At 61.3% G+C, this 14,929-nt stretch carries 14 protein-coding genes and 2 tRNA genes; 7 read left to right on the top strand and 9 right to left on the bottom strand.

The annotated features are described in order from the left end of the window. Window positions 1-81: 81 nt before the first annotated feature. Window positions 82-1,026 (bottom strand): LLM class oxidoreductase, encoded by a 945-nt coding sequence (locus ACQ4W0_RS10200; RefSeq protein WP_436576617.1) that lies wholly within the window; start codon window positions 1,024-1,026, stop codon window positions 82-84. A 10-nt stretch (window positions 1,027-1,036) separates the two neighbouring features. Next, window positions 1,037-1,861 carry a 2,5-didehydrogluconate reductase DkgB gene (gene dkgB, locus ACQ4W0_RS10195; protein WP_436576616.1) on the bottom strand — a complete coding sequence of 275 codons (825 nt, stop codon included), beginning with the start codon at window positions 1,859-1,861 and terminating at the stop codon, window positions 1,037-1,039. 186 nt (window positions 1,862-2,047) lie between these two features. Between dkgB and ACQ4W0_RS10190 the strand changes: the two genes are divergently transcribed. Then, a tRNA-Phe gene (locus tag ACQ4W0_RS10190) sits at window positions 2,048-2,123 on the top strand. Window positions 2,124-2,236: 113 nt separating this feature from the next. Here ACQ4W0_RS10190 and ACQ4W0_RS10185 read toward each other — a convergent pair. The 3 genes from ACQ4W0_RS10185 to ACQ4W0_RS10175 form a co-directional block, all read right to left on the bottom strand. Beyond that, complete coding sequence (locus ACQ4W0_RS10185; RefSeq protein WP_436576615.1) at window positions 2,237-3,586, bottom strand: DASH family cryptochrome; 1,350 nt, start codon at window positions 3,584-3,586, stop codon at window positions 2,237-2,239. Continuing rightward, on the bottom strand, window positions 3,583-3,726 hold the full coding sequence (locus ACQ4W0_RS10180; protein ID WP_306821383.1) for a DUF2256 domain-containing protein: 144 nt from the start codon (window positions 3,724-3,726) through the stop codon (window positions 3,583-3,585). The genes ACQ4W0_RS10185 and ACQ4W0_RS10180 overlap by 4 nt, the downstream gene beginning before the upstream one ends. Before the next feature lie 240 nt (window positions 3,727-3,966). Next, complete coding sequence (locus ACQ4W0_RS10175) at window positions 3,967-4,506, bottom strand: DUF2058 domain-containing protein (protein ID WP_436576614.1); 540 nt, start codon at window positions 4,504-4,506, stop codon at window positions 3,967-3,969. A 266-nt stretch (window positions 4,507-4,772) separates the two neighbouring features. On the opposite strand from ACQ4W0_RS10175, the gene ACQ4W0_RS10170 reads away from it, so the two are divergent. Next, window positions 4,773-5,078 carry a PsiF family protein gene (locus ACQ4W0_RS10170; RefSeq protein ID WP_436576613.1) on the top strand — a complete coding sequence of 102 codons (306 nt, stop codon included), beginning with the start codon at window positions 4,773-4,775 and terminating at the stop codon, window positions 5,076-5,078. Between the two features lie 165 nt (window positions 5,079-5,243). Here the strand turns inward: ACQ4W0_RS10170 and ACQ4W0_RS10165 are convergent, their stop codons facing one another. Next, a complete protein-coding gene (locus ACQ4W0_RS10165; RefSeq protein ID WP_436576612.1) occupies window positions 5,244-5,369 on the bottom strand; it encodes a hypothetical protein in 126 nt (41 codons plus the stop codon). On the opposite strand from ACQ4W0_RS10165, the gene ACQ4W0_RS10160 reads away from it, so the two are divergent. The 3 genes from ACQ4W0_RS10160 (at window position 5,363) to ACQ4W0_RS10150 (ending at window position 10,433) form a co-directional block, all read left to right on the top strand. Continuing rightward, on the top strand, window positions 5,363-5,575 hold the full coding sequence (locus ACQ4W0_RS10160) for an energy transducer TonB (RefSeq protein ID WP_436576611.1): 213 nt from the start codon (window positions 5,363-5,365) through the stop codon (window positions 5,573-5,575). The two genes, ACQ4W0_RS10165 and ACQ4W0_RS10160, sit on opposite strands and share 7 nt — an antisense overlap. Before the next feature lie 113 nt (window positions 5,576-5,688). After that, window positions 5,689-7,950, top strand: coding sequence for a putative bifunctional diguanylate cyclase/phosphodiesterase (locus ACQ4W0_RS10155; protein WP_436576610.1), 2,262 nt, complete (start codon window positions 5,689-5,691; stop codon window positions 7,948-7,950). Window positions 7,951-8,042: 92 nt separating this feature from the next. Continuing rightward, window positions 8,043-10,433 carry a S9 family peptidase gene (locus ACQ4W0_RS10150; RefSeq protein ID WP_436576609.1) on the top strand — a complete coding sequence of 797 codons (2,391 nt, stop codon included), beginning with the start codon at window positions 8,043-8,045 and terminating at the stop codon, window positions 10,431-10,433. Window positions 10,434-10,480: 47 nt separating this feature from the next. On the opposite strand, the gene ACQ4W0_RS10145 is transcribed toward ACQ4W0_RS10150, so the two are convergent. Continuing rightward, on the bottom strand, window positions 10,481-11,476 hold the full coding sequence (locus ACQ4W0_RS10145) for a cytochrome-c peroxidase (protein ID WP_436576608.1): 996 nt from the start codon (window positions 11,474-11,476) through the stop codon (window positions 10,481-10,483). Between the two features lie 208 nt (window positions 11,477-11,684). Here ACQ4W0_RS10145 and ACQ4W0_RS10140 point away from each other — a divergent pair, with 208 nt between their 5' ends. After that, complete coding sequence (locus ACQ4W0_RS10140) at window positions 11,685-12,122, top strand: hypothetical protein (RefSeq protein ID WP_436576607.1); 438 nt, start codon at window positions 11,685-11,687, stop codon at window positions 12,120-12,122. A gap of 40 nt (window positions 12,123-12,162) precedes the next feature. On the opposite strand, the gene ACQ4W0_RS10135 is transcribed toward ACQ4W0_RS10140, so the two are convergent. Next, window positions 12,163-12,933 (bottom strand): hypothetical protein, encoded by a 771-nt coding sequence (locus ACQ4W0_RS10135; RefSeq protein ID WP_436576606.1) that lies wholly within the window; start codon window positions 12,931-12,933, stop codon window positions 12,163-12,165. A 119-nt stretch (window positions 12,934-13,052) separates the two neighbouring features. Here ACQ4W0_RS10135 and ACQ4W0_RS10130 point away from each other — a divergent pair. Next, window positions 13,053-13,128 (top strand) — tRNA-Phe (locus ACQ4W0_RS10130). A 196-nt stretch (window positions 13,129-13,324) separates the two neighbouring features. On the opposite strand, the gene ACQ4W0_RS10125 is transcribed toward ACQ4W0_RS10130, so the two are convergent. After that, on the bottom strand, window positions 13,325-14,455 hold the full coding sequence (locus ACQ4W0_RS10125) for an SEL1-like repeat protein (protein ID WP_436576605.1): 1,131 nt from the start codon (window positions 14,453-14,455) through the stop codon (window positions 13,325-13,327). Between the last annotated feature and the right edge of the window lie 474 nt (window positions 14,456-14,929).

Raw genomic sequence — 14,929 nt, 5'->3', positions numbered from 1 at the left:
AAATCGCCGCGCATGAACTTCGGGTTCACAAGCGGCGTTGAGGACTTGATTATCCGGCAACATCATGCGGGACACAAGCGCTCAGACAGATGAACGCTCTCCTTCTGCGTGAAAATGCGGCAGCACATATTCCGCGATCTCCTGCAGCGTCTCGGCCAGCGGGCGGCGGTTCTGCCGCAGTTGCAAGCCAATGTGCCGTACGCCGGCCTCGCGCATCGCGTGCAGCTCGGCGATCAGGCCATCGCGCCCTGTGCGCCCGCCAAAGCGGAAACGCTGCAGCGGCATGGCGGGATCTTCGTCCAGGTCAAGGTGGATGAAGCTGACGTAGGGCTTGTCGTCACCGGCCACGGCGCGCCATTGCGCCGCACGCCGCGCATGGTCTTCCGGCGTGCCCGGATAGGCGAGCCAGCCATCCATCTGCGCGCCGATCCACGCGGGCGCCTGTTGCGCCAGTCCCGCCACCAGCAGCGGCAACGGTGCACCCGGCTTGGGCAGCAGGCGGATGCCCGGTGGCAGGGACGTTACGCCCCAGTCGCGCAGCATGGCGACCTGCTCGCGGAAGGCAGCACCACGCTGATCGAAGTCGCGGCCAAACACGGGATATTCGACGGGCCGGTCGCCGCTGGCCACGCCCAATAACAGGCGTCCGCCGCTCAACTGGTCGACGCTGGCGGCCGCCTTCAAGGTCAATACGGGCTCGCGCAGCGGCAGCACCACGGCGGCCGTGCCCAGCAAGATGTTCTTGGTGATGCCGGCCAGGTAGCCCAGATACGTAAATACCTCGAAGACCTGGGCCGCGTCGCCGAATGACGGGTCGTACAGGGGCACGTCGCGCAGCCACAGCGCGCGGAAACCCAGGCGGTCGGCCAGCTGCGCCAGATCCGCATGCTGCTTCATGTCAGGCTCCCCCGGCATGCGGTGCGACGCCGCATTCGCCTGGCGTCCCACGGAGGACCAGTCATTATCGAGCGGCAGTTCCAGGCCAATACTGAAACCGCCCTGCCCCAGCCTGTTCATCGCAGTCATGGTCGTCACCTCAGTCCCACTGCGGCGCCAGGCCTTCCGGGTTGGCCAGGCGTTCGCCCCGTTCCAGGGTCGCCATCTGCACCATCTCGTCCGGCGACAGGGTGATGCGCTGGAAATGCAGGTTCGCTTCCAGGTTGGCACGCTTGGTCGACGATGGGATCACGGCAAAGCCCTGCTGCAGCGACCAGCTCAGGGCCACCTGTGCCGGCGTCACGCCGTGTCTGGCCGCAATCGACATGATGACCGGATCGGCGACCACCTTGCCATACGCGAGCGGCATGTAGGCCGTGATGTGGATGCCCTGGCTGCACGCGAAATCGATGACGGTGCGGTTTTGCAGGAAGGGGTGGATCTCGATCTGCTGCGTGGCGATTTCTGCCGCGCCCACCGTATCGATCGCTTGCTGCAGCTGCGCGTTCGTGAAATTCGATACGCCGATGGCCCTGGTCAGCCCCTGCGCCTTGGCGTCAAGCAGCGCCGCCATGTACTCGGCCACGGGAATGGCGTCCTGCGGCGACGGCCAGTGGATCAGGGTCAGGTCCAGCTGCTCGATCTGCAGCTTGTGCAGGCTGTCCTTCAGGCTGGGAATGAGTTTGTCGCGTCGCAGGTTCTCGATCCATATCTTGGTGGTGAGGAACAGGTCTTCCCGCTTGACGCGGCTGGCGGCGATCGCCTGGCCCACTTCGGCCTCATTGCCGTAGATTTGCGCCGTATCGATATGCCGGTAGCCGACGTCCAGGCCCGTGGTGACGGAATCGATGACGACCTGGCCCTGCAGGCGGAAGGTGCCCAGGCCGATGGCGGGGATGGCGGTGTGATGGGTGGCGGCGTTCATGCGGTAGTCATCTCAAGTCATTAATGATGACCACACTATGCGCCCATCCTTTGTTGAGAAAAATACCGTTTATATCAAATCATATTTGATCCTCAAGCAAGGAATTCGATAACCATGCAGGAAATCCGGGAAAAGTCACAGCCTGCTCTTGCATTCCCGTTTTGGTCTGCTATAATTCGCCACCTTGGCCTGGTAGCTCAGTCGGTAGAGCAGAGGATTGAAAATCCTTGTGTCGGTGGTTCGATTCCGCCCCGGGCCACCAAGAATTCGTTCACGCAACGCCCACTCATGTTAGTGGGCGTTGTCGTTTCTGGGGTGCGCAGTCCTTGGCGCCGTTTCATTTCCGGCGCAAAAGCTGCACCCCGTTGACATCCCTCACTTCAGCTCGACCTGCGCCGTGCCTTGCGTCCCCCAGAGGCGCCGATAGGCCCCGTCTGGATCATGGTCACGCATTTGCTTTTGCAGGTTGAACCGTCGCCCATTGCGCGGGTCGGTCCCTCGGCCGGCAACGTACAGCCAGTTACCCTGATTGCTGTAAACGTCGTAGTCGATCAGTTGCGCTTCAAACCAGGCAGCGCCGGCGCGCCAATCGCAGCCCAGATCGTGCACCAAGTAACTGGCAACAATTTGACGCAGCCGGTTGGAGAGATAACCGGTGGCACTGAGCTCGGTCATGCCCGCATTGACAAGCGGTTCACTGGTGCGGGCTTGGCACCATGCTTCGAATCGATGCGCATCGTGACTGGGCTGGCTCAGGCTGCTCAAGCCTTCCGCACGGTACAGCGCGCCCCCATGCTGCAGGTGCAGAAAGCGAAAATAGTCGCGCCACATCAATTCAAACCAGATCCAGTAAGTGCTGTCGTTGGCACCATGCTCTGCTTCAAATTGCCTGAGTGCGGCGCACACCACGCGCGCGGATAGCGCGCCGCAGGCTAGCCATGGAGAAAATTTGGTGGAATAGTCCACGCCGGTCAAACCATTGCGTGAGAGCTTGTAGGTGTGTGCCAGCTCGCCACCGAAATACTGGCGCAGATGTTCAGTGGCGGCACTCGGGCCACCATAAAAAGCCGGTAGCGCGTACGGGAACGACGACCGTGCGGTGGCAAGATGCGCGTCCTGGAGCACGTACGGCACCACTGCCCAGGTTTCAGCCAGTGCTTCGAAGGTCGGCGGCAAGGGCGGAATTGTCGTCGGCCGCGCGAGCGGGGCCGACGGCGCCACCTGCTCTCGCTCTATAAGTATACGGAAGTTGGTGAATACATCGGGCAAGGCAGCGCACGGAAACGGCAGCGCGGCCGGATCGAGCAAGCTCGATTGCCACAGCGCTTCTACTGTCAGGCCAGCAGCACGCAGTGCGGCAAGGTCGCCCTGCTCTTCTGGCGCGGCAATCTCCTCGCAATGGATAGTCGTCGCGCCGATGGAATGCGCCAGTGCCAACAACACCTGGGCGGGGTCGCCCTCGACCTCCAGCAACTGACTGCCGTGCGACACCAGCTGCGTCGCCAAGTCCGTCAGACCCGACCGGAGAAAATGCTGGCGATGCGGGCTGGTGCGCGACACATTCCAGCGCGTCGCGACCGACGCGCTGCGATGGCAATACACAAACAACAGATGGCCGGCGCGTTGGCAGGCCTGGCGCAAGGCCGGATTATCCTCGAGCCGCAAGTCATTGCGGAACCAGTAAATATGCGTTTGTGCCGACCTTGCGACGGGGGCGGTATTCATGTCTGACGCTTGCTATCCTGGCGACAGCGATCTGAACAGTATTTCACCTCGTCCCAGACCTTTTCCCATTTTTTACGCCATGCAAACGACAACTGGCATTGCTGACAGCGTTTGGTCGGAAGGTCAGATTTTTTTCGCATACGCATGTTGATAACTCTGGCTAACGAAGGACGCAGGGTGTCACGGGAGGCAGCCGAAACAGAAGCCGGTCGCAACTGGGCGGCCTGACGGCCCGCTCGATCGAGTATGCCACATTCGGGCGGCGCCACAATCTTACGGGAAAACGGATCTGGCGCTGTTATAAACGCCGTCCTGAACGAGCCGTTTCCGGCCCGCTCGCTACCATCATCCAACGCACCTGGCGCCGGGAAATCGCCTCCTTACCACATCAAATCATCAGGAATCTGGAACGCCGCGTACGGATCGTCCTCGTCCACTTCCGTGCTGGCCTGTTTCACGCGTACGACGATGGCGGGATCGCGTTCGGCGATCTTGTCGGCGATGATGCGCGGCACCAGTTCCACGGCGCCGCCCAGGCAGACGATCACCAAACGGCCCGCCACCAGGTGGGCTTGCACAGCCGCCGTCACGTAGATGCGCTCGATCTTGTTGTTGAACGTGAAGTTGTACGGCACGTCGCCGTGGTTGCCCTTGCTTTGACGGTTCTTTTGCACCATTTGCGCAATCTGCGCCACGATGGCCTTCTGGTTGGCGGCCGCGTCGCGCTGGGCGTTCAGTTCACGCGCACGTTCGGCGTTCTTGCGCTGCGTCTCCAGGGCGGCAAGGCGCACCTCATCGACACTTTGCGTGCCGCTCTTGCGCTCGTCCTTTTTTTGCTTGCTCTTGTCCTGGTTGGCCAGTTTGACCTTCTTCTTGTCGACCAGGCCGGCCTTTAAAAACTGCTCTTGCAACGAGACCATAACTACTCCGTATTGAGGGTGCGCCGGCCAAGACAGCGGCATCGGCCGGTGGAAAGACGCTAGCATAGCAAAAAACAGGGCCGCTGCCGCCGCAGAATGACTGCCCGGGCCAGCCGGTGGACGCTTGGCGCCTGGCAGTAACAAAAAGACACACTCGATTGGAAATTTTGTTGATAAATGTCATATAGTTAGTTACGTTCTGCATATCGGCAGTGAACTGCCGATTGCATGTCCCCTTCCATCGCCTGCGTCTACAAGGATTTGCCATGAAACAATTATTCGCCCTCTGCATCGCTGCCGCGTTTGCCAGCACCGCCTTTGCCGCCGCACCGGAAGCGGCCCCCGTCGCCAAGACGGCGCAACAGTCAAAAATGACCACTTGCAATGCCGATGCCGCCGGCAAGAAAGGCGATGAGCGCAAAACCTTCATGAAGGAATGCCTGAGCGCCAAGCCGGCACCTGCCATGACGCAGCAAAACAAGATGAAAGCGTGCAATGCCGACGCCAAGGACATGAAGGGCGACGCGCGCAAGGCGTTCATGAAAGAATGCCTGAGCGCGCCCAAGAAATAAGCGCCGCTTCGAAGCGCCAGTGTGCGCTTCACCCCACAGCGCCAGCCGAAAGGCTGGCTTTTTTTTGTGCCCAATATGGAGTCCTCTCTTGCCCTATCGCCTGTCCCCTTTCTCTGCCAGCAACCTGCTGGCCACCGCCTGCCTCGCCATCCTCTTGCCAGGCTGTCACACGGCCACGTCGGCGTCCCTCTCGACACCGGCCGTGCGCGTGCCGGCCAGCATGCCGGCCGGCTGCACCCCGCCAGCCTGGCCTGGGCGAGAAACGCCGCGGCGCTCAAGGCAGAGTGACATTGCACTTCACGGTGGAAGCGGACGGCAAGGTCAGCAAAGCGGCAGTCATCCGCTCCAGCGGCTATCCCGCCCTCGACCAGGCGGCCCGCGATGCGCTGGCCCAGTGCGCCTTCCAGCCCGAAACGCTGGACGGCAAGCCTGTCGCCAGCAAGGTGATCATGCCCTACCAATGGATCAATGAATCCGTCGACAAGGTTGAACGCTGAACGCCGGCAATCATGATGAATGATCAAGATGACATGGAGAAAGATAGCGCGTAGTATTTAATCAACCTACTGCTCAGTACGGTTACACGGCATTCTGGAGAAAGGACGGCAGCGTGGCGGCGTCGAACGATCTCGCGCACTGGCGCGGCCAGGTCTTTAACCGCCTGCTGCAGGTGGTGCTGCTGCTTGGCTTCGTGACGGCCATTCCCAGCGCGCTGCTGGCCGCGAGCGAAGCTATCTGGTCCATTGTCGTCCTCGACTTGCTGGCCATCGGCTGGGTGAGCGTCATCTGGCATCTGCGCGCCATGCCCTACCGCTGGCGCGTGTGGCAATTCCTCATCGTCGCCTACCTGGTGGGCGTGGGCCTGCTGCTGAAAATCGGCCCCGTCAGCCAGATCTACATGATGCTCATGCCCGTGCTGGCGGCACTGCTGCTGGGCATGCGGCCAGCCTTGTCGACGCTGGCCCTGACCTCGCTGACCATCTTTTTTCTCGGCCTGCATCCCGACGTCGCCCTGCACCTGCCGGGCACGCCCGATTCTCCCGTGCTGCGCGCGCTGATCGTGGCCCTGAACTTCCTGTTTATCGCTGCAGTGCTGACTCTCTCCTGCGCCTTCCTGCTGCGCCACCTGGAAGACAGCAGCCAGGCCCTGTCGCAACGCAACGCCGAGCTGCGCTTGACAGCCACGGCGCTGGCCCGCCTGAACGACATGGTGATGATCGCCGAAGTGGCCGACGTGGCGGATGCGCCGCCCGGCCCCGGCGCGATACCGGCCACGCGCATCATCTTCGTCAACGACGCCTTCAAGCGCAGCAGCGGCTATGCGCGCGCCGAGGTGCTGGGCCGCAGCCTGCTGTTCCAGCAGGGCCCCGCCACCGATGCGGGCGAACTGGCGCGCGTCGCCGCCGCCATGGCCCGCGCCCAGCCGGCCAGGGCGGAGTTGCTGAACTACAACAAGGCCGGCAAGGCGTACTGGGTCGAGGCCGAACTGGTGCCGTTTACGGATGCGGACGGCAGGCAGACGCACTGGGTGGCCGTCGAGCGCGAAATCGACGAGCGCAAGCGATCGGAAGCGGACATCCACCGCCTGGCCTTCTACGACGTGCTGACGGGCTTGCCCAACCGGCGCCTGCTGATGGACCGCATCGCCCATTTGCTGGCCGCCGCGCCGCGCGACAATACAATCAGTGCGCTGATGTTCATCGACCTCGACCACTTCAAGCACATCAACGACGCGCGCGGCCATGCCACCGGCGACGCGCTGCTGCGCCTGGCGGGCGAACGGCTGGCGCAGCAGATGCGCAAGGCCGACACGGTGGCGCGCATCGGCGGCGACGAATTCGTCGTGCTGCTGGCGCACCTGGCCGATGACCTGAATGGCGCCGCCCATGCGGCAGCCCAGGTGGCCGAGAAAATCCGCGCCGCCATCGCGCGCGACTTCGAGATCGGCGGGCAGTCCTATCATTGCAGCGCCAGCATCGGCGTGACCCTGCTGCCAAAGGCGGGCCAGCAGGCGCATGACCTGCTGCGCGAAGCGGACATCGCCATGTACCGCGCCAAGGCGGAAGGACGCAACGGCATCGCCTTCTTTGAAACGGCCATGCAGGCGGGCGTGGAGCGCCGCCTGACCTTGGAACGGGCGCTGGCGCGCGCCCTCGCTGACCATGAACTATGCATGCACGTGCAGCCCCAGGTCGACCGCCACGGCCGGGTGACGGGCGCCGAATTGCTGATGCGCTGGCCGCAGGAGGACGGCACGCACATCGGGCCCGGCGTCTTCATCCCCATCGCCGAGGAATCGGGGCTGATCGTCAGGCTCGGGCACTGGGCCTTGCGCGAAGCGTGCCGCGCCGCCAGCCTGCTGGCGCAGGCAGGATCGCCCGTGGCGCTGTCCGTGAACGTCAGTCCGGCCCAGTTCCGCCAGCCCGATTTCTCCGCCCGCGTGCAGGCGGCGCTGGCCGAGCACGGCACGCCGGCCGGCGCCCTGATCCTGGAATTGACGGAAGGCTTGCTGATCGACCAGCGCGACGCCTCGCTGGCGCGCATGCGCGAACTGGCGGCCCTGGGCATCCGCTTTTCCATCGATGATTTCGGCACCGGCTATTCCAGCCTCGCCTACCTGACCTCGATGCCGCTGTACGAACTCAAAATCGACAAGCGCTTCATCGACGACACGCCACACGACACGGCCATCGTGCAAGCGATCCTGGCCATGGCGCGCCACCTGGGCTTGCGCGTGGTGGCCGAAGGCGTGGAAACGCAGGAGCAGGCCGACTTCCTGGTCGCCCACGATTGCGACGGCTTGCAGGGCTATCTGTATGCGCGGCCCATGTCCTTGCCCGACTTCATGACCTGGCTGGCCGAACGGCGTTAGCTTTACGGCATTTCCCCCACGAAACTCCTCCGCTAGAATACCGGCCTCATAGCCTGTACCTTTACCATCCCCATTGATTAAAGTGATCCCCGATGCGTCTGGTTCTTCCCCTGCTGCCGCTCCTGCTGCTATCTCTGCTGCCCGCCGCCCATGCGGCCACATCCACCGCGCCCACGCCCACGCCCATCACCCTGGACCAGGCCATGGCCGATCCCGACTGGATCGGCACACAAGTCGAAGCGGCATGGTGGGGCTGGAATGGCCAGCTGTACTACAAGCAAAAACGCCTCGGCTCGCCCCTGCGCGATACCTATCAATTGCCTGGTTCGAACGCCAAGCTCAATAGCGGCAAGAAGGTCGACGATGCGCAACTGGCCAATCTCGATGGCCAGCAGATGGTCGTCAACCGGGCCGGCACGCGCGCTATCCTGCTGCGCAACGGCGACTTGTTCGAACGCGACCTGAAAAGCGGCGCCTTGATCCAGATCACGCGCGGCGTCTCCGCCATCAGCGACCCGCAATATTCCGCCGACGGCGGCGCGGTGCAGTACCGCAGCGGCACCGACTGGTTCAGCTGGAACCGCCTTGACCGCCTGAGCGCCCCCGTGGCCCTGCTGCGCGCGGCCAAGGACCCGGATGCCAAGCCGGAAGCGGATGCCCTGCGCGACCTGCAGTTGCGCCTGATCGTCAACCTGGCGCGCCAGAAGGAAGACCGCGATACGAGCCGCGAGCGACGCCAGGAAGAGCGCCGCCTGGACAACACGCGCGCGCCGGAACCGATCTACCTGGGCGAGAAAGTCACGATTTCCGGCAGCGCCCTGTCGCCGGACGGCCGCTGGCTGCTATTCGTCACGCAAGACAAGGCCGCAGAAAAAGGCAAGCTGGGCAAACTGGCCCGCTACGTCACGGAAACGGGCTACCCGGACGTGGATGACGAGCGTACGCGCGTGGGCCGCAACATGCCGATCGCGCAAAGCCTGAAACTGGCCGACCTGCGCACGGGCCAGATACGCGACATCGCATTCGACAGCCTGCCCGGCATCGCCGTGGACCCGCTGGCCGAGCTGCGCGCCGGACAGAAGCTGCCGCCATTGAAGGGCAACCGCCCCGTGCGCATCGACGCCCAGCGCGACGGCATCGCCTGGACCGATGACGGTTCCAAGGTCGCCGTGCGCATCCGCGCCATCGACAACAAGGACGGCTGGATTGCCAATGTCGACCTGGCCAATGGCGCCCTCGTGCCCGTGCACCGCATCAGCGACGCGGCCTGGGTCAACCGCCGCGCCGACGAATTCGGCTGGCTGCCCGACAACGCCACCCTGTGGTATCTGTCCGAGGAAAGCGGCTACGCCCACCTGTACACGAAAACGGGCGCGGCTCCCGCGCGCGCGTTGACGCAAGGCCAGTGGGAAGTAAGCGCCGTCGAGTGGAGCCGCGACGGCAAGCACGCCTATTTTCTGTGCAACCGGCAGGCGCCTGGCACCTATGAAGTGTGCGCCAGCACGGCCAGGGAAGGCGGCGCGCGCGAAGTGACAAACTTGAAGGGCGTGGAAAACTTCGGCCTGTCGCCCGATAGCGGCAAGCTGCTGCTGCGCTATTCCACCAGCTATGTGCCGGCCCAGCTGGCCACCGTTTCTGTCACTGGCGGCAAGGCGAATGTCCTGACAGATACGCGTAGCGACGCCTTCAAGGCGCGCAGCTGGGTCATGCCGCAACTGGTGCAAGTGCCGTCCACGCATGGCGCGGCGCCGATCTGGGCCAAGCTGTATCGCCCGGCGCAACTGGAAGCGGGAAAACAGTATCCGATCGTCATGTTCGCCCACGGCGCCGGCTACCTGCAGAACGTGACCGAACGCTACCCCGTCTACTTCCGCGAACAAATGTTCCACAACCTGCTGGTGGAGCAAGGTTATATCGTGCTCGACGTCGACTACCGCGCCTCACTCGGTTACGGCAGCGCCTGGCGCACGGCCATCTACCGCCAGATGGGCCACCCGGAACTGGAAGATTTCATCGACGGCGCCAATTGGCTGGCACAGCAGCACCAGGGCGATATCAAGAATGTGGGCATCTATGGCGGCAGCTATGGCGGCTTCATGAGCCTGATGGCCCTGATGCGCGCGCCGGACGTGTTCAAATCGGGCGCCGCCCTGCGCCCCGTGACCGACTGGACCACCTACAACCACGAGTACACGGCGAATATCCTGAACACGCCGGACATCGATCCGCAGGCGTACAAAATCTCGTCGCCGATCGAATACGCCGACAAGCTGACGGGCAATCTCCTGATTGCCCACGGCATGATCGACGACAACGTGTTTTACCAGGATTCCGTGCGCCTGTCGCAGCGCTTGATCGAGCTCAAAAAGGATAACTGGGAAATGGCCAGCTACCCCATGGAGCGCCACGGCTTCGTGCAGCCGGAAGCGTGGTATGACGAGTACCGCAGGATTTATCAGTTGTTCCAGCGCACGCTGAAATAAACCTCCAATGCCCGCTTTCACGCGGGCATTTTTTATATGCAGCGCACTCAGTCAAACGGCACCGGCCGCGGCGTCGTGTCCGACGATGGCGGCAGGATCGGCAGCACGATGTGCGGCTGCGTTCCCGTCAAGGTCTTCAGGAAAGCCACCAGCCTGGCATTTTCATCGGGCGTAAACGTGCGGCCCAGTTGCAAACGGCCCATCACATCGACGGCTTGCGTCAGAGTTGCCGCTTCGCCATCGTGGAAGTAGGGGTAGGTCAGTTCCACGTTGCGCAGGGTGGGCACCTTGAAGTTGAAGCGGTCCGCATCCTTGCCCGTCACGGCCGAGCGCCCTTGCGCCGTCATCGCCGTTTTGTACGGTTCCACCACGCCCATTTTCTGGAAGGTGTTGCCGCCCACGGCGGGACCGTTATGACAGGCGATACAGCCGCTGGACTTGAACAGCTGGTAGCCGGCCAGCTCGTCTTTCGTCAGCGCGCTTTTCTTGCCCATCAGCCATTGGTCAAAGCGCGCACCGGGGGTCACCAGCACTTCCTCAAAAGCGGCGATGGCGCGCGTGACTTGCTCGATGGTCAGCTTATCCTGGCCAAACACTTGCCTGAACTCCGCGCGGTAGGCGGGAATCGAGGCCAGCACATCGATGGCCAGTTCATGCGTAAAAGCCATCTCGCCGGGATTGGCGATGGGGCCGCCCGCCTGCTCCTGCAAGTCCTTGGCGCGGCCATCCCAGAATTGCGCCACGTTCATGCTGGAATTGAGCACCGTGGGCGAATTGATGGGCCCCCGCTGCCAGTTGTGGCCAATCGACGTCTTGATATTGTCCGTGCCGCCCATGCTCAGGTTATGGCAGCTGTTGCAGGAAATGAAGCCCGAGCGCGACAGGCGCGGGTCGAAAAACAGCTTTTTACCCAGCTCGACCATTGCCGGATTGGCTACCTTGGCGGCAGTGATCGGCTGGATCGGCTCTTTCTCGGCGGCATGAAGAGCACCGCCAAAAGCCAGGCTGGCGATGAAGACAAAGGGGGATAGGGTGCGGCGCATAGTCTAACTCCTGGAAACATTCCCGAATCGGCGGCACGCGCCAGCGCGGGAATGCAGCACGCCGGCCCGGTTGCCACCCGTACATCACTGATTGGATGTTGATTTATATTAACTTTGACTAGTTAATAAGGAAAATGACCGAGATCAAGGTTCTGGCCAAGTGCGAATCGAGCTTGCCATTTGGGCAAGCGTGGCACATGATGAGGGCATGCAAACGCCCACCTACCCCACCCTGTTGCCACTGCTGCGCGCCGCGTGCGCCAGCTTCCTGCTGCTGGCTGCCAGCGCCTGCGGCAGCGCCCCCGCACAAAATGATGCGCCGCCCGCCCCCGGCAATGCCGGCTTGCTGGCGCAGATCCAGGCGGAAGTGGGCAGCGCTGCCTGCGATTCCACCCAGCAATGCCAAACCATCGCCATCGGTGCCAAGGCGTGCGGCGGACCCGAGCGCTACCTGGCCTGGTCCAGCAAGGAGCATGACGGCAAGAAACTCAAGGCACTGGTCCAGGCACACGCCGAGGCGAGCCGCAAGCAGCAAGCGGACGGCATGATGTCGACCTGCTCCATCGTCACGGACCCGGGCGCCACCTGCGAGGCGGGGCGCTGCGTGCTGCAAAAGAGCGGCCTGGGCGGCAGCTCGGCCATGTAAAAAAGCCGCTGGATCAGCGGCTTATGGGTTCTTCAACAAGTCAGGACTGTAGTTGCAAGGTCTTGACGATCTTGCTGTCCACTTTCTCTCCCGCGCCTGACATGGTGTTCCGGCTTTCCTTGCGCAGCAGCAATAAATGGTCACCGCTGACACCATACTGGCGCGTCTCGTCCGTCTTTTGCGTAAAGCTGATAACGACAAAGGCGCGTCCGCTCACATCCACGTGGAAATGGCTGGCCAGCGGCGTACCGTCCGCAGCGATCCACACCTCGATGCCTCCTTCGAACTTCTTCACATACTTGCGGTCTTTTTCAGGCACCTTGTCGAGCGACAAGGTAAAGCTGAGCAGGCGCGCCGGCTTGCCCTTGTAGTTATCCATCTTCTCGCCGCTGAACACGGCTTCCTCGATTTCGCGCGACAAGGCGTCCGCCGCCGACACCATGGAGCGCAGCTCCGTCGCCTTCATTTCCCCCAGCGCAAAGCCGATCGGCGTCTTGACCTTCGGATCCTTCACCTTGGCGCGCTGCTCTGCTTCCACTTTCGCCAGCAAATCCTTACCGTAGAGCACCTGCAAGCCCGCCGGGCCGCCCTCGACAGCCACCGTGGCCTGGCCGCTATCCTCTTCCGCCGCCTTGCCCTCGCCCTCGCGGCGCCAGGTTTTCGATTCGACCTGCGCCTTGATGGGCAACTGCCCCTGCAAACGCACCAGCGCCGCATTCAAATCGGCCAGCCCATCGGCCCGTGCCGCACCGCAAAACAAACTGAACAAGCCCGCCACGGCCAGGCCTTGCACTCCAATACGTCGCTGCATCGCCACATCCCTTCAGCTCATACAAGGATGCCAAAACACCATGTTTTGGCCATCTGTTGCATTTGAACACAGCTAGCTCTGGTCAGGTGGAAAGTCTTTCTGCTATAATTCGCCGCCTTGGCCTGGTAGCTCAGTCGGTAGAGCAGAGGATTGAAAATCCTTGTGTCGGTGGTTCGATTCCGCCCCGGGCCACCAAGAATTCAGAAGTACATAACAAAAAAGCCAACCTTCGGGTTGGCTTTTTGTTTGCAGACGCTACAGACTCTAAAATATTGCTCCGGTCCATCTATGATACGCGGCAGGCCACCGTACTTCGGGCGGCTCCTCTTGTTGCTCAGCGTTAATATCCTCTACCATACCGAGCACGACCGCCTGAGATCAGGGCGTAGGCCTATTCAGTACTTGGCACCCATGCCTTAACCTTTGCAAACATTTTTTCATGTGCCGCATCTGTCTCATTGCTGTCAAAGGAAGCAAGTAGCCTGGATAGGGTTGCGGCTTTATGGCCTCTGAAGCTAGATAACAGGCACCAGAAATAAGCTTGCTGAATATCCTGCGGGACGCCTCTGCCGTGAAGGTACATTAAGCTCAAATTGTACTGCGCGCCAGCATCGCCTTGATCTGCCGCTCGGCGATACCATTTAACCGCTTGCTTCTCATCCTTGGTAGGCCCCCGACTGCTGGCATACAGCACTCCCAGATTGTATTGCGCATCGACGTAGCCTTGCTCCGCAGCCTTCCGATACCAGGTCGAGGCTTCCTCTTCGTCACGCAGGACTCCTGTACCGTGGGCATAAGCCAATGCCAAACTGAACTGTCCACGCGAACTCCCCTGCGCCGCCGCTTTTCGATACCAGCTCACAGCTTGCTGCTCGTCTTTCGGGACACCATCCCCACTGGCGAACGCTAAGCCCAATTCAAGCTGTGCGTTGGCATGCCCTTGTTCAGCAGCCTTGCGATACCAGGTCACCGCCTGCTGTGCGTCCTCAGGCATGCCCCACCCGTCTGCCGCTGCCGTTCCCATACGATATTGAGCGCGAGCATACCCATTTTCGGCGGCTCTGCGATACCAACTGATAGCTTGCGCTGGATCCTTAGAAACGCCATGTGCGAATTCGTACATCACTCCCATGACAAACTGTCCTAGAGCGTAGCCCTGCTCCGCCGCCTTGCGATTCCAAACCAGAGCCTGCTGCCAATCCTGGGGAACTCCCTTTCCTTTACCGTACATTATGGCCAGGTTCTGCTGCGCATCGGCCAAGCCCTGCTCCGCAGCTTTTCGATACCATGTAACCGCACGTTGCTCATCTTTTGAAGTACCCACGCCGTTGGCGTACATCTCGCCCAACTTGTTCTGCGCCACCGCATTACCATCCGCAGCGAGTTTCGCGTAGCCCGTTAAAGACGCAGGGTAATCTTTCGCCTCATATGCTGTGTTGACTTCGTCTAATGTCGGGGACGACATAGCGGCTTCGGAGGCAAGTGCGAGTGTCAATAGACATGTCAAAAAATAGAATTTCATGGTTGAATGACCTTTATCAGAAAAAATTTCTTCCAAACCATTTAGACGGAAAGTCGCTACATTGGAATGCGGGCCGAACCATTCGGCCGACGATCGGGATATCCACTGTAGAGTATCCCGATACTAGAGGTCGTTCGTGCCATCGATATCAGGGGCAAACGCCGTCGAAGTTGACGTTCGCTTCGAAGAGGCACTCGGACTGGTCAGTAGATAGTGTCTACCTTTTATGCGGCAGCCGATGACCAAAATAAGAGATCATTGCCCTTAATCAACTATGGTTTGATGTGCGTGCACCGCACTCTAAGGGTGCCAGATTGATTGCACCTTATTGATTTCAAGAAGCATCTCGAAGATAAATATAGATGTGATCTATTTGATATCTCTCAACATCGAAATTGAAAATCCTTGTTTCAGTGGTTCGATTCCGTCCCGGGCTACCAATAATTCAGCAGTACATAACAAAAAACCAACCCT

It is taken from the genome of Janthinobacterium breve (assembly GCF_051380895.1).
Lineage (GTDB): Bacteria > Pseudomonadota > Gammaproteobacteria > Burkholderiales > Burkholderiaceae_D > Janthinobacterium.
This window is presented reverse-complemented; position numbering and strand designations above follow the sequence as displayed.